This window comes from Psychrobium sp. 1_MG-2023, assembly GCF_030689115.1.
In the GTDB taxonomy this organism is placed as follows: Bacteria; Pseudomonadota; Gammaproteobacteria; order Enterobacterales; family Psychrobiaceae; genus Psychrobium.
On the sequence record NZ_JAUYVJ010000004.1, the window covers coordinates 1 to 15,495 of the forward strand.

Consider the following 15,495-nt stretch of genomic DNA (forward strand, 5'->3'; position numbering starts at 1 on the left):
GAAGAACGTTATCAGCTACGACAAGAAAAAGCGCAACCCGTGCTTGATGATTTTAAAGAGTGGCTTGATAAAACGAATGAACTGCTGACCAAAGATAGCTATATAGGCAAAGCGATACGCTACACACTCAATCAATGGGAAAAGCTTATCCGTTACATTGATGATGGTGAACTTGGCATTGATAACAATATCACCGAACGCGATATCCGCCCGTTTACCACGGGACGAAAGAACTGGATGTTCTCACAATCAGTTCAAGGAGCAGAGGCAAGTGCGATACTCTATAGTCTAGTGATGACTTGCCGAGCAAACGATATTAACCCCTATAATTACTTCCTTCACTTGTTCAAGGTGATACCGACCTTGGATGATAACGCAGACTTAACGGCACTCATGCCGTGGAATGTGCAGCTCGATTACACGTCAGGCTAGGCACAACGGGTTAGTTGCGCGTTTACTTTTATATGACTACATATCAAACCAACAACGTTCATAGATTATTTTGTTTTTATTCAACACGACAACTTTGTGCACTTGGTTAAACTTATCAGTAGCTGTTGAGTCAGTTCCATGGCTATATTTGAAAAAAGAGCTTTCAACTAGAGAGTCGTCAATTTTTACAACAGCTAAATTTCTCAGTAAACTTTTTTCAAAAATGGCCTGATACCCAATCACTGTTTGAATTGCTACTTCATAGTTTTCTTGTGGTATTTTGTCTGGCCAAGACCACAGGCTTTCACTATCTATAAGCTCATCAATCTCAATATCATTCAAAGAGTTTAATATATTTGTTTTAACCAGTTTTAAAATGGAATTGGCATTATTAATATTTTCTTTTGTTAATTCAATGGCATCCTTAACAGGAACAATTACAGTTGAATTATCTTTTCGATAATAAATAGCTGGAAGGGAATATGAAGGTGGGTGGGTCAATTTTCGACTGTTTTTTATCGGGTAATTATTCGTATCACAAGGGTCTTCACTTGCAGAGGATATGAAGGCTAAAAATGATATGAAACAACCTAGAACTATACGCATAAGTATCCTTAGCTAATGCTTCAATAATAAGTGAGCCAAATGCTGGCGGGTGATTTTCTACGCAAATGGCATGAGAGATTTGCGAATGTTAATTGATTGACTTGTGAGTATCCAGCTTCTGGTGAATCGTAACACCATTACACTGCCCACCATAAGCCGCTAAAATCGTCATGTTTTTTGGTAACTCTTTATAAAATACGCTAGCGCGAAATGATTTAGCGTCATCTATTACGTTTACCCGTAAAGGTATCCATACTTCTGGCATAGAGTAGTCTCCGACAAGAAGAACTAGATCACCCAATTTAAAGTCATCTATTTTCGCTGGAACTTTAATATAATACCACTGACCAAAACTATATCGTTCTACCACAATAGTAGCGCCTGTTTTTATCATTTTTCGTTCCGCATTTTCTGTGCAAGCTATTGTTGTAGAGGCAACAGGGAATGAAAAACAAAATAAAAGCGAGAGTAATAATTTCATAATGGCGAAGCCGCGCTGCGTTTGTGTCCCAGCGACCGAAGGGAGCGAGTTTAGCGCCTTGCTATGTTTCATGCTTATACAACCTCGTAAACGTATGCAACGAATGTTTTTAGTAAATAGACTGAGTAAAGGATGCAGCCTAAATAGGGAAAAAATAATACATAGCCAAGCCAATGTACTTCCTCTCTTTTATCGTGTCTTGAGGGAATAAAAAACTTCTTCCCTACAACCTTAAGGCATAATTTATTGCACAAATAAAAATATGCAAAAGAAAACCAAATGAAGCTTACATAAGCCCCTTCTGGACGCATGAATGCAAATAGGATGCAGCAAAGTAAGAAGCCCCACTGAAAATACGGATAGGGTTTAAATGGAATCAAACTTGACCTCAATTATTCCTTTGAAACATAACATTATATTATAGATGGGCATAGTAATCACAGTAACCATCACAATTGAAATTTCGAACTAATATTCCATCTTTTCATGTGGTTATCAACCTAAATCTATGGAATTAAAGTATTAAGAACGTAATTGCTATGACGGCATAGTAATTATAATGCCAAGCGAGATAAGAAATGGTTTTACAGTCAATTAATCAGCTCTCTTAATTAAGTCTACTCTCGTTCATTTATGAGCGTTACTGTACGGTCAAAATAACACGCAATCCAATGTGCATTAAGTAAACGCATTAATGAATGTGAATTTAACCGTTCGATGCAACACTCTGGTTAAATCGTTGAACAGGTGCTTAAGTCTCCTTCATCCACATCTCATATTTTCAATCCCTATTCTGATTGCCAACTTTTGAAGTGAATCTACTATCTCAGAACCAACTCTCCTAACTCAGAATAAAAGGTTCAAAGATTCTCACTGTTTCTCAGAATGGCGTGGAAATAAGGGGGGTTAGACTTGTGCTTACAATTCTGAATGCTAAGAGGCAGTATAGGTCACAAAATGGACGTTGGTGAATTGATATTAACACCGCAGTCTCCTTTGGGTAATTATCTACCGTATGTATCTACGCATTTTATAGATATTTTTGATGCATGCGAAAGTTCACATTGCTTGAATACTTTAGCCATTAAGCTTGGTTCAGTAGAGCTATCATAAATAATTAATACATTTATAGCTTTAAATGTCTTGATAAAAGACAGCAGATCACGTTTTGTTTCAAAGGTTCTATCATTGAAACAATAAGAGCTACAAATTAATGATATTGCATTAGTTCCATTTTCAACCCATTCCTCATCTTCCAATGAATGATACTTAATTGCTAACTCTTTCCCTGACAATGCCATCATACTCCCTAAGGCCCTTTTAACAGAACTAAATATAGTTGGCTAGTAAGCGACGAAGGAGCAAAAGCCAACTGTATTTTGCCCTTTATTAACAGTTTGTTAACTGCTATTGCTAATGATTACCACCGTTTCCTGTCAACATTAAATTGTACCGTGCTAGCTGCCACCACAAGTGCAATCGCCAGTACGGTCAAAAGGCGAGAGGTTTTCCTGTACAAATGTTCGTTATTCCGTTTGTCGAAATGGTCGATGATGGTGACGAATAAATTGGCCCCGCCGATCAGTGCTGCAACAATGAATAGTAATAATGCATCCCCTACAAAAGTAATTCCATCTGATGATTCTTTATCCGGAAGGTGAAGCGATTGTTCAGTTTATCCCACATAAGCGAGGCCAAGTAATACAAACCCCCAAACAAAATTGAATATACGCTCTCTTATTGGTATGTGGTTAGCCTTGTAATTATCCATGTGCTCCTTGGCAGTTATATTTTTTATTAATTGGGGCAGTTAGTCAGGTACTGACTGAACTAATTTAATTAAACGTGAAATGGCTTCGGCATTTGAAATTACACCATCAGCGAGGTCTTCTGCAATTCGAATTGTTTCGTTGCGTGAACCAAACGGTATTGCTTCTAATGTATTTACATCGCCACCTACTTTTGAAAAAGCGTCATAATAGTTATCAAATTTGTCAGAAGCTAATATTCTAAGAATTTTTACTTTTCGGTCACAGTTTTTCATATTCGTCCTTTGTTGAGGCGCTTGTTAGTTACCATTTTCACGAAACTCAACTATTCTCTGCTTTGCAAGTTCGAGCGAATTACCTTCCCAGACATCTACTTTGCTGCCTTCAGCAAAATAGTTTTCAAGAAAACTCTGAGCAAAATGCCAAGGGTGGTATTCCCAGCCGTTATTTTTAGCATTGGCGGAATTACGAATCCATAGATCCCAAATTGCCACTTCAATTGTGTTTGATAAGTTAAGCTTTTGTTTTACGTAAGCTCTCCAGCTTCCATTAGTTGATTCGAAAAAGCTTGGATGCTTCTTATTAAACTCTTCGAGTGCAACTTTACTGCAATTCGGCAGTTTTTCTAACACCCTAATGATATAGAGTTCAAAAAAGTAGTCTAACGGTCGCTCTGCTTGATAATAAGGGGCGAACGTAGCCATAACACCTTCATATGACTCAGGATAAGCTGGCATTGATGGTGGAATATACTGCTCTTGGTTCAATTGATTCCCTTTTTCAATAGCTTCAACACTGAAGATAAAAATTGCAAAGGCTAAAAATAATACTCGTAGTTTTAGCATGAGCTTCCTTAGTTAACTAACGCTTGCCGTAAACGACACAAAATAGCAGACTAAAATTGGCGACGAAGGAGCACAAGCCTGCTGTTTTGTGTCCATGGTTTAACGGCCTTGTTAGTTGCCGTTAATCAAATTTTTTACTGTTATTCCTTTGGTGAACTTATTGAATAACATATAAATAGGATATCCAATTGTAATATGTAAACCAAAAAGGAGTGAACAACCCAATGGTAATAGTAATACTAAAACTACGGGTGGTGTTTCACCGGGAAATAAACCAAGTAACATAGCTACACCCAAAAGAATCATCCACACTATTCCTGTGCAAAAGCCAAATAAAAAAGCTAGTTTTACTACAGAAGTAAAACTGAGCTTAAGTTTATAAGAGTGCATCAAAACTTCCTTGGCAACTAACATTATATTATGTGATGGGCATAGTAATCACAGTCACCATCACAATTGAAATTTCGGACTAATATTCCATCTTTTCATGTGGTTATCAACCTAAATCTATGGAATTAAAGTATTAAGAACGTAATTGCAATGACGGCATAGTGATTACAATGCCAAGCGAGATAAGAAATGGCTTTACACTCAATCGATTGAATTACTTATTTAAGTCCATTCTCATATATTTAGGAGTGTTACTATCCGGCCATAATAACATGCAATTCAATGTGCATTGAGTAAACGCATTAATCAATGTGGATTTAACCATTCGATGCAACACACTGGTTAAATCGCTGGGCTGGCGTTTAAAGCACCGTCATCCACACCTCATATTTTCAATCTATGTTCCGATGGCTAACTTTGAAGTGAATCACCTATCTCAGAACCAATCCCCGTATCTCAGAATAAATTCCCCGTTCTGGCTCTCAGTGAGAATCTCTACTCGCTCAGAATAAATCCCTTGTATCAGTTAAAAAAAACGTTAATATACCTAAACGTAATTTTATATGTCGTTTAGTTATATCTAATTGGGGTTAACCAGTCATGTCGAAACAAAGTTCTAATACGGGCGCTTTAAGCCAAATCTATCTTGATTCAAATGCCACCACACCTGTGTTGCCGCAGGCGGCCGAGGCGGCGTTAGCTTGTATGGAAACATTATTTGGTAACCCAAGTAGCAGCCACATCACGGGGCTGCGGGCTAAACAAGTGATGGATAACACTCGCCGAAATGCTAAAGAGGTCATTGGTGCGGGTCAAGGGGAGGTTATCTTTACTAGTGGCGCTACTGAAGGTATTCAAACGGCGATTATCTCGGCATTGCACCAAGCTAAACAATCGTTAAACCCCGAGACAGATTATTGTGTGTTGTATGGCGCGACAGAGCATAAAGCGGTGCCTGAGTCTTTAAAGCACTGGCTTAAAGTTCTTGAAATTGACGCGACGTTGATGGCGATCCCTGTAGATAAGCAAGGCTTACTCGACACTGAGTTTTTAGCGCAACATGCCCCGAATGCGTTACTTATTTGTACCATGGCAGTGAACAATGAAACGGGGGTGTTTCAAGATCTAGAACTGATTGAGCAAGTGATTCGTGCCAATAACCCTGATGCTTTTTGGATGGTCGACTGTGTTCAAGCGCTAGGTAAGTTAAATCTTACTTTAGCTGATACAACAATCGATTACGCGCCATTTAGTGGCCATAAACTTTATGCACCAAAAGGGATTGGTTTCGTTTACATTCGTGAAAACGCACCATTTACACCGTTTATCGCTGGTGGCGGTCAAGAAGGGGGTTTACGCTCAGGCACAGAAAACCTACCGGGCATGGCGGCACTTAATGTGGTGTTTGAAATGTTACTGGGCAAGCATGAGCAGCAGTTTGCTTGCCATGAGGTGCTAGCTGGTTTTCGCCAACAGTTGACACAAGCACTGCGCACGGCGTTTCCGGCGATCGTGTTTAACCATAACTTTGATGTATCAGTGGCAACCACACTTAACTTTTCAATTGCTGGTTTTAGCTCAAAAGAGATGATGGACTTATTTGATGCCGCTAATATTCGAGTGAGCTCAGGCTCTGCATGTAGCTCAAAGGTCACACGTAGCTTCGTGCTTGATGCGATGGGGCTTCCTGCTTGGCAAAGTGAGTCGGCAATTCGTTTATCATTTGGCCCTGCGATGACTCAGCAAGACGTTGATGCTGCTTGTCAGCGCATTGAGCAGTCAGCAGCAGCGCTAACCCATAGTTGCTTGGCACTAGCTGATGATGCACAAAATATGACAGACAAGGCTGAGCTTAATGGTTTGATGCAGTTTAAAGTGGGTGGTAGCTGCACTTGGCTTTATGTTGATCAGCAGCATAAGCAAGCGGTGATTATTGATCCGCTACCGCAAATTAGCGAGCGTTTAGCAACCCTATTGCAATGTCAGGGGTTATCGTTAGTTGCAGCCATTGATACTCATGGTCATGCCGATCATCAATCAAGTCGGGGTGAGTTATTAAACTTGCTTGGGCTAGAACAATACACCGATCACTTAGGCTGGCCCGAGCAAACTAAAACGACTTGTTTAAATGGTCAGCGTTATCCTTATATCACGGTTGGCGAGCAGCAACTGATTGCCGTGCCGAGTAAGGGGCACACCAGTGATAGCATTAGCTTGTTATTAACCGCACCGAATCATAAAGAGACGGCAACTAAGCTACGTTATGCCTTTTGCGGTGATACCATTTTAATGGGCACCTTAGGTCGCTCTAATTTTGAGTGCAGTGATAGTGCAGCGATGTATCAGACATTAATTCAGTTGGAGCACTTGATTGGTCAAAACACCTTAATTTGTCCAAGTCATGATTATAATAATGAATTTACCACGACCATTGGCGCGGAAATGGAACGAATCCCTTTACTAAAACAGGTTATTGAGCTGAAAATTAACCAAGCACAGTTTGTGTTACAAAAATCACAGCTTGATCAACACATTGTTGACAGTGCCCATAGTGAAATCATTTGTGGTGCATTAACAGGGCAGTGTCAGCAACAGCACATTACAGAATATAATGCTGAGACGCTGGCTGCTGTGATGGATAAGCCAAACAACTTAATGTTGATTGATATTCGTGAGCCTCATGAGTTTGCGCTTCAACATAATGCTTCATTTGATCATAATGTGCCTTTAACGCGCTTAGTTGATTTTATTGAGCGTCAGCAGCTCAACAAAACGCAGCCCTTTGTGTTGGTGTGTCGCAGTGGCAGTCGCTCTCACGTGGCGGCACAAGCGTTATCCCGTTTGGGCTTTAGCCAAGTGGGGCATCTTAAAGGTGGCTATGCGTTGAGTGCGTAATTGCCCCGTTGATATATTTTAAAAGTGATTGAAAGCCAATAGTTTTTACTGTTGGCTTTTTTGTTTGAGATACCTACATGCCGTTAGTCGGTATCTCTTTGTGAGTTAAAAGCGAGGTCCTGAATAAAACACTTTCAGGACGACGATTGGTGGGTAAAGCGAGGTCCTGAATAAAATACTTTCAGGACGACGAAATCTTGTGATCGGCTATGCTTAAACAAAGTGTATTTAATCAACAGGAGAAGATATGGGCTTAAAGTGGATAGATTCTTTAGATATCGCGTTAGATTTAATGGAGCAGCACCCTGATGAAGACCCAACGCAGCTTCATTTTACTGAGTTAATGCAATGGGTGTTGGCATTAGATAACTTTGATGATGACCCTGCACATTGCGGTGAGCGTGTCCTAGAGGCGATTCAGCTGGCGTGGATAAGTGAAATGGATTAACCGTTTTGAAGTTTTAGACACAAAAAAGGTGGTTAAGTGAGAGCGCTTAACCACCTAGTGAGTTGTTCGGTTATGAAATGAATCTTAACCTTTGCTGTTTGGTACCAAGTCTAGCGGGTCAAAATCATCAACGTTAATTGATTTTAAGCGACCTTGCTCGGTCTTACGTAAATGTTCCGCTTCTTCTTCAGTAATACAACCAATTTCAAGGGCTCTGTTAGCAAGCTTATCTAAGAAAATTAGCTGCTCTTTTTGACCTGTGGCTTTACTGATTTTAGCGATAATTGCTTCAGCAGCAATCACATCAAGCAGCGTTTCTTCTTGAATACCTACCGTGTTGTATTGAGTTGGTTTCCAATATTGACCTGCACCTAAACGGTCACGAGTCACGCCTGGTGCTTGTAACAAGCGAGAGATCTCGTGGTCTAGTTCGTCATACGGTGCCACTAAGGTAATACCAGTAGGGTACATGACATAGCGCAATAGCTTACCTACCCATTTGATTGGGAAGTTACGTAATAGCTCATCGAGTGCCGTTTGTGCTTTAAATAATGAATCACGAGCCGCCCAGTGAACTAAGGCTAAGTCACCTTGTTGACGACCTTCATCATCATAACGCTTTAGTGTCGCACTAGTGAGGTATAGTTGACTTAAAATGTCGCCAAGACGCGCTGAAATACGCTCTTTACGTTTTAAATCGCCACCTAAGCTAGCCATTGCAATGTCAGATAAAAACGCTAAATTAGCTGAGAAACGGTTCATGTGCTGGTAATAACGTTTCGTTTCATCTTTAAACGGTGCTGCAGAGAAACGGCTGTTGGTCAAACCAAGCCATAAGCTGCGTGCAAAGTTACTAATTGCAAAACCGATGTGACCAAATACTGCTTTATCGAACGCTTCTAGTGCAAGACGATCATCTTTTTCGTTTGCAGCATCAAGTTCAGCTAACACGTATGGATGACAGCGGATAGCGCCTTGACCATAGATGATTAATGAACGGGTTAAAATGTTCGCCCCTTCAACGGTGATCGCAATTGGCGCACCTTGATAACCACGGCCAACGTAGTTATTCGGACCTAAACAAATACCTTTACCGCCGTGAATGTCCATTGCATCGATGACACAACTTTGCATACGGTCGGTTAAGTGATATTTAACGATGGCAGAGACAACCGATGGCTTTTCGCCTAAATCAATGGCTCCTGTTGTCATGGTTGTTACCGCATCCATTAGGTAGGCGTTACCACCGATACGAGCTAGCGGCTCTTCAACACCTTCCATTTTACCGATTGGTAATTTGAACTGACGACGAATACGGCTGTATGCACCACTTGCTAGTGCCAGTGTTTTAACACCGCCTGCAGAGTTTGACGGTAGGGTAATACCACGACCAACCGATAAACATTCAACTAGCATTTGCCAGCCACGACCCGCCATGCTTGGGCCACCAATGATGAAGTCTAATGGGAAGAATACATCGTTACCGCGTGTAGGCCCGTTTTGGAACATTACGTTTAATGGGAAATGACGACGACCAATTTCAACACCTTCGACATCTGTCGGAATGAGGGCACAGGTGATACCAAGATCTTTCTCATCACCTAATAAGTTGTCTGGGTCGTCTAGTTTAAAGGCTAAACCTAATACCGTCGCTACAGGCGCAAGGGTGATATAACGCTTGTTCCATGTAATACGCATACCTAGCACTTCTTCACCGTTCCACATGCCTTTACACACGACACCGCGATCGGGAATCGCACCAGCGTCTGAACCCGCTTCTGGGCTGGTTAATGCAAAACAAGGGATTTCACGGCCATCTGCTAGGCGAGGTAGGTAATGATCTTTCTGCTCTTCCGTACCATAGTGTTGTAAAAGCTCACCCGGGCCTAATGAATTAGGCACACCAACAGTTGAGGCTAATACGGTGCTAACACCTGATAGCTTTTGTAATACACGTGATTGTGCGTAAGCAGAAAACTCTAAACCGCCATATTTTTTCTTGATGATCATGGCAAAGAAGCCATTGTCTTTTAGAAATTGCCATAATGGCTCAGGTAGGTCGGTTTGTTCATGACAAATTTCATGTTCGTTTGCCATCGCACAGGCTTCTTCAACAGGGCCGTCGAGAAAGGCTTGTTCGTCAGGGCTCAAACGTGGGGCTGGATAGTTATGTAGTTTTTCCCAGTTTGGTGAGCCCTTGAATAAATCAGCTTCCCACCACGTTGTTCCGGCGTCAATTGCTTCTTTCTCGGTGCGAGACATTTCAGGCATGATTGAGCGGTACAATTTAAGTAGGTGTACGCTGATGTACTGTTGGCGAAATGAAGTAATATTAAGTGGCACAGCGATCACAACAAATGCAATCCATACCAAGTTATTTACCCCGTGGGTAAAGGTTAAGACACCCAATGCTAATGCAATGGCCCCAGTAAATGAGATTAACGAGGCACGCTTATAAGCTAAAGCGCCTAAGCCCACGATAACCGCTAGGGTGAATAATAGAGTCGACACGTGAAATTCTCCTATAAATTGTCACTATTTTGATCTCGTCGTACCAGTTTAACCTAAGTTATAAAAAAAGCGCTAGTAGAAATCGACAAACTTCGCTAAATTTTTGTTTTTAAGAAATAAAGCTTAATTAAAACATGTGTTTGTATCGATTGTTTAAATTAAAATAATTTTACCTAATGTTAATAATGTTAACCAAATTGCTAATTGATACACCATACTGTTTAAAAAAGCGCCACTGTTATCATTCTTTATTGTAGACCCTTGTTAGTAATCGACACCGAGCAATTGCAGTCGTTGTTAGTTTTTTATTCAATTGTTACGATTTGGCTCAGTTATTTTGGTTCGATGATTGAGTCTTAATAAAAAGTCCGTATGATGCACGGCTTGTTAAATTCTCCACCATCATTTTAGGTGTTGATCATAGGATTCTGTTTGTGAAAAAATTGTTAGTCTCTCCGTCTCAAATGTCGCTCTCTGCTCATGAAGCAGCGCTTTATCAAAACGCTCTAAAACATGTGGCTGAGTTAAGCCTTAATCTGATGGCGGTAAAAGTCACTAACCACCCAAGTGATTTTAATGGTTGGTGCTTGGAGCTAATTGATGTCTGTAAAAATAGAATCAACTTTGATTTGCTTGATGACCATCAATTAAAACCATTAAAAAAATTAACAGAATTATTAGCCAGTGGGATTGGGGTGAGTCAATTTCGCATGGCAGGCATTGCACCGTGGCCGTTTTATGTTGAGTTTTTAACAGGTCAACAAACCAATCATGCTTTAGAAGAGCGTTTGCGTCTGCTTAACTTTATCAGAGGGATTAAAACTCAGCCGCTTAATTCGCTAATTAAAGAAGACCGTTTAGCCTTTGTCGGTAAGCATACGGCAAACCACGACCCTAAAGTGTTTGACTTTGATGTTGAATGGTTTGGTGCGACTAAAGGCGCTAAAGCTTTCCAACAGATTATTGATACAGACGCTTCATTGATCGAGCAAGCACTTGAACACATACCATTAGAAGGTGAGGTTAATCGCGAGCACTACCAAGCGTTTGTTGATGATTACTCTAAAGCGTTTACTGCCATCAATGAAAAGCCATTGTTATACCCGGCAACACGTCTGCTTGCGATGCGACGTCCTGATCAGTTTGTGGTTTTAACGAGCGCTAAAGTTGATGATATTTGTCAGGGTTTAGGTATTAGTAAATTATCGACGACAGATTTTTCAGGTTACTGGAGCGGTATTGTTTCTGCAATTCGTGCTATGCATTGGTGGCGCAGCGAAGAGCCTGAGCTTGAAGAAGAAAAAGCGTTATGGCACCACCGTGCTATTTTACTTGATATGCTGCTTTACGCTGATGAAGCAACAGCGCAAAAATCAAATTATTTAAAACTGCTAAACAAACCGACTCGTGCTAAGGCTTCTGGCGGTTCTCGTACTGTGAAGAAAACCAAAGAGTCGGCTGAAGCGATGGTCGATCGCGTGTTGGCCGATGAGGAAATTCCTGATTTTATCAAAGCACAGCGTGATTCAATCGTTGCTCAAGTGCAAGCTGGTAAGAAGATTGATGAGATCATTGCATTGCTGAATAAGATTTTCGGTTAATACATTTCGCAAACGGAATCTTATTTTGCATTAGTTTTACTTGATTAAAAACTAATGTAGATCATTTAATGAACACATAAGCCGATAAGCGTAGTTTCGCCTATCGGCTTTGTTACTTTTGGCTTAAAACCGAGCCAAAAATTGACTTAGATTAAGTTATTCCAAAGTCTAACTCTATATCCTTGCCTCATTAAAAAAACATAGAAAAAGAAGCACTTTTTCTATGTTTAATTTTTAAGATACAAGGATTCACCACTATGTCACACCGCCATTCAACAAGCAGAAAGCACAACGGCGCGCACAAAGTTTATATTTCAAATAACTCTCGAGACAATCAATATTTATTAGCTAATATTGATATTACAGATGAATTAATCTTATCAATCGATCCTGAGTTTTCGCTTGATAACCCACAACCATATAAAACATTTTATAAGCAAATTCGTAATAAATTGTTCTCGCTATGCCAAAAGCATGAAGTGACAAACGTTAATTATCTGGCTAACGGTAAAACGCCAATGGTTCGTTTTAACTACGAAGCAGAAGCCATTGAAACAGAAGATAAGGTGATATTTTTCTATCATCCAAAATTTCATCAAAGTCAAAAGTACTTCTATGATTTTGATAAGCGTGTAAAACGTATTTCAATTTTATTTTTAGCCAACGGTGAAGAGATTCGTAGTAATGCTGCGAGCTTCCATCAGCAAGTCTCAAATGTGTTAACTGACTTATCAGCACATTTTAAATTAAGTGAAGGTACGATTCGAATTCGTGACCATCAGCATCTCACTTATGATTTGTTGGGACAAACGAAAGACCGAGCGAATACGCAAGCGCACAAATTCCGCCCAATGCATGTGCGCTACCATGCCAATGATGTAGAGCTACCTGAAACACATCGTGCACTAACTTATGTCATTGCTGATGTATCGATTAATGCAAAAATCCGTAAATTAGCGAATGTCGATTATGATGCGCCAGCACCGTATAATCCGTTGTACACAATGATTACTGACACTTTTGTTATGGCGATGAAAGCAAACAACCTGCAAAACGGTGCGGTGATTGCTAATGGCTTAACTCCATTGGTTCGTTTTAGCACTAACGAAGAAGTATCGGTTAACAAAGGTTGTCAAATGCTAGGGTATGATCCGGCGCAAAGCGGTGGTGGCATCATCAGTAAATGGAACCCTGATGAGTTTGTGGACACTGTACGTTTAGTCTTCATGGCAACAGATAACGACTGTACTGACCGTGGTTATGGTAAATACGTCAATCAAATTACAAAAGTGTTAGAGACTATCGCAGATAAACTAGAAGTTGATGCGCAAAGTGAGCAATTGATGGTACGTGTTCATCAGCACATTGCTTATGATATGTAAGCTGTAAAGCTACTGTACTAGGACTCTCGTTCTATTTACTGTAGATATTTAGCGACGATTTTATCGAGCTCCCCAGCATCTTTTAACTCAAGGATTGCTTGGTCCATTTGCTTGATAAAGTCGTCTTTGTAAGTAAAAAGGTAGCTGGGGCTGTTGACATAGCCTATGTGAGCAGTTCTTTCCATCACGACAAATGATTGCTCTATTTCGTCGAAGTTCATTTCAGGGCTGTCTTTTTGTAGCTTCTTTAATATCCATAACGTCGATAGGCTATCATTGATATAACAGTCCATCCGCTTAAGCATCAGCTTATTGACATTCGCTTGTGTATTTTTGTGCTCCCATACTTTTATTTTGTTGTTGTGTTTAGCACGAATTAATCGATCGTTAAGAATAAGATAGCCAGCATTGATGCCGATGTTTATGGGGCGATTTAGTGCAGTGGTGTTTTGTTTTATCAGCTCGATTAAATTAATGTCCTTGTGGCAAAAAGCCACGACTTTTTCTGAGAGTAAAGACACCGAATATGGCTTGATATAGCGCCGACTTTTTAGGTGTTGATAAGGCGGGATTATCGCAATATATTTCCCATTTTTAATCTCATTTAATGCACGCTTCCACGGTAGCGGCTTTATTTTAACGTAATACTTATCTGCTATTTTTTGTGCTGCTTGGGTGATTAAATCAACGTAAATACCAGTTACACGCCCATCTTTGACATAAGAATAGGGTGGATAACTATCATCTGCGAGAATGATCACCAATCGAGGAGAGTCGGCCTGACTGTTTATGGGCCAGAGTAGCAGTAAAGCAATAAACAGAGGGCGTATTTGCTTCAATTGGCTTATATCGCCCATATAAGTTTAAAACGTCCATTGTTTTGAATAGTCATAACGAAAACCAATTGTCCATGAAGAAAAATCACTTTGATGCGTTTTATCTCGCTTTAAATATTCAAGATGAAAACGCAAATGAGGGGCAGGTTGCCACTCAAGTGTCGTATTAAAACCATTAAACTCTGCTGTTGTTTGCGTTTTATTGCCATCGTCAAACTCGAAATAACCAACCTTTAATTTATAATGCTCTGCTAACTGATAAGCTGATGAGACATCCAATGTAGATCCCTTAAGCTCATTTTCTGCTTGATGTTGATAGGTACGGTCTTGGTAGCCAAATGCTAGATAAAAGTTATTGTTAAATTGATAGGCTAACGATGCGGCATAAACTTCATCTTCACCCGATTTCTTACCGTCACTGAAGGTATCTTGGGTTAAATAGGTGATGGCACTATGCAAGCCTTTGTGATCATAACTCACACCAGCATTAACTAAGTCGCTACTTTCATTACCACTATATTGTGCGGCAGCCATCCAGGTTAAATTACCAGTGTTTAATCGATAAGTTAATAAATTATTGACGAAAAACAAGCTCTCAGGGTCATACGCAAACGGACTGTTGCTGTGATTAAAGATATCAGTGTATTCAGCGATAAAGAGGTATTGAACAGGTCGTTGCTTGCCAATACCAAAGCGACCTATTGGACTGTTTAGTGCAACATAGGCGCGGCGTGCCTTACCAAAGTCGCCATTGTTTGATAGATCAACCCCCCATTCGCCATGAAGTTCAGCACTCCATTGTTGTCGAAACTGTGACGTTGCCTTGATGCCGACATGCGAAAGTGCATCCCTGACATCGTAGATATCTTGATCATTTTCATCAATGTAACCAAAAGTTGGCCTAATGGTGGCATAGGCCTTGAATGTGTTGTTTTGCACTTTGTTGTTATTGACGATAGAGGTGCCTGTTGTCGGTTGTGTCTTTTCTAGGTTGTTTTCTAAATTTTTTAGTTGCTTTTTCAATGTTTCAAGCTGCTGTTTTAACGAGTCGGTTTCTGAGGCACTGGCAGGTGAGACAACTAAACTGGCAGAAATGATACAGATTAGATAATGATAAATACGCATTTCAACCTCGTTAGAGCATGTATGGCCCTGTGTTGTCATTGATGAAAATACAGCAAAATAAATCTACTGATTTAGTGGTAATTAGCAATACAAATTAAAGTTTAGACTATCTTTAATGGGTGACATTAAATTTATTGATAAGAAAGCCATTATTGATTAAGTAGATAGTTAGGA

The 15,495-nt window shown here is 40.2% G+C and carries 14 protein-coding genes; 5 read left to right on the forward strand and 9 right to left on the reverse strand.

All coding sequences use genetic code 11. The annotated features are described in order from the left end of the window. A partial coding sequence (locus Q8W26_RS02960; protein ID WP_305472222.1) for a transposase occupies window positions 1–432 on the forward strand: 432 nt, incomplete at its 5' end. Between the two features lie 36 nt (window positions 433–468). Here Q8W26_RS02960 and Q8W26_RS02965 read toward each other — a convergent pair. From Q8W26_RS02965 to Q8W26_RS02990, 6 genes are all read right to left on the reverse strand, one after another. Beyond that, the gene (locus tag Q8W26_RS02965) at window positions 469–1,038 is read right to left on the reverse strand and encodes a hypothetical protein (protein ID WP_101214013.1); all 570 of its coding nucleotides are present in this window, start codon (window positions 1,036–1,038) and stop codon (window positions 469–471) included. Between the two features lie 88 nt (window positions 1,039–1,126). Further along, window positions 1,127–1,591 carry a hypothetical protein gene (locus Q8W26_RS02970; protein ID WP_101214014.1) on the reverse strand — a complete coding sequence of 155 codons (465 nt, stop codon included), beginning with the start codon at window positions 1,589–1,591 and terminating at the stop codon, window positions 1,127–1,129. Window positions 1,592–2,523: 932 nt separating this feature from the next. Beyond that, on the reverse strand, window positions 2,524–2,823 hold the full coding sequence (locus tag Q8W26_RS02975) for a hypothetical protein (protein WP_153071482.1): 300 nt from the start codon (window positions 2,821–2,823) through the stop codon (window positions 2,524–2,526). A 506-nt stretch (window positions 2,824–3,329) separates the two neighbouring features. Beyond that, window positions 3,330–3,563 (reverse strand): hypothetical protein, encoded by a 234-nt coding sequence (locus Q8W26_RS02980; RefSeq protein ID WP_101214016.1) that lies wholly within the window; start codon window positions 3,561–3,563, stop codon window positions 3,330–3,332. Between the two features lie 24 nt (window positions 3,564–3,587). Continuing rightward, window positions 3,588–4,133, reverse strand: a complete 546-nt coding sequence (locus Q8W26_RS02985) for a hypothetical protein (RefSeq protein WP_305472226.1) — start codon at window positions 4,131–4,133, stop codon at window positions 3,588–3,590. A 111-nt stretch (window positions 4,134–4,244) separates the two neighbouring features. Further along, window positions 4,245–4,523 (reverse strand): hypothetical protein, encoded by a 279-nt coding sequence (locus tag Q8W26_RS02990; protein WP_101214017.1) that lies wholly within the window; start codon window positions 4,521–4,523, stop codon window positions 4,245–4,247. 600 nt (window positions 4,524–5,123) lie between these two features. Here Q8W26_RS02990 and Q8W26_RS02995 point away from each other — a divergent pair. Then, a complete protein-coding gene (locus tag Q8W26_RS02995) occupies window positions 5,124–7,418 on the forward strand; it encodes an aminotransferase class V-fold PLP-dependent enzyme (RefSeq protein WP_101214018.1) in 2,295 nt (764 codons plus the stop codon). A gap of 247 nt (window positions 7,419–7,665) precedes the next feature. Next, the gene (gene iscX, locus Q8W26_RS03000; RefSeq protein WP_101214019.1) at window positions 7,666–7,866 is read left to right on the forward strand and encodes a Fe-S cluster assembly protein IscX; all 201 of its coding nucleotides are present in this window, start codon (window positions 7,666–7,668) and stop codon (window positions 7,864–7,866) included. An 84-nt stretch (window positions 7,867–7,950) separates the two neighbouring features. Here iscX and fadE read toward each other — a convergent pair whose 3' ends face one another. After that, a complete protein-coding gene (fadE, locus tag Q8W26_RS03005) occupies window positions 7,951–10,377 on the reverse strand; it encodes an acyl-CoA dehydrogenase FadE (protein ID WP_101214020.1) in 2,427 nt (808 codons plus the stop codon). 434 nt (window positions 10,378–10,811) lie between these two features. Between fadE and Q8W26_RS03010 the strand changes: the two genes are divergently transcribed. Then, the gene (locus Q8W26_RS03010; RefSeq protein WP_305472229.1) at window positions 10,812–11,978 is read left to right on the forward strand and encodes a hypothetical protein; all 1,167 of its coding nucleotides are present in this window, start codon (window positions 10,812–10,814) and stop codon (window positions 11,976–11,978) included. A gap of 257 nt (window positions 11,979–12,235) precedes the next feature. After that, window positions 12,236–13,360 (forward strand): DUF3083 family protein, encoded by a 1,125-nt coding sequence (locus Q8W26_RS03015; RefSeq protein WP_101214021.1) that lies wholly within the window; start codon window positions 12,236–12,238, stop codon window positions 13,358–13,360. Between the two features lie 35 nt (window positions 13,361–13,395). On the opposite strand, the gene Q8W26_RS03020 is transcribed toward Q8W26_RS03015, so the two are convergent. Continuing rightward, a complete protein-coding gene (locus Q8W26_RS03020) occupies window positions 13,396–14,199 on the reverse strand; it encodes an ABC transporter substrate-binding protein (RefSeq protein WP_305472232.1) in 804 nt (267 codons plus the stop codon). Between the two features lie 24 nt (window positions 14,200–14,223). Continuing rightward, window positions 14,224–15,321, reverse strand: coding sequence for a porin (locus Q8W26_RS03025; protein WP_101214023.1), 1,098 nt, complete (start codon window positions 15,319–15,321; stop codon window positions 14,224–14,226). Window positions 15,322–15,495 lie beyond the last annotated feature (174 nt).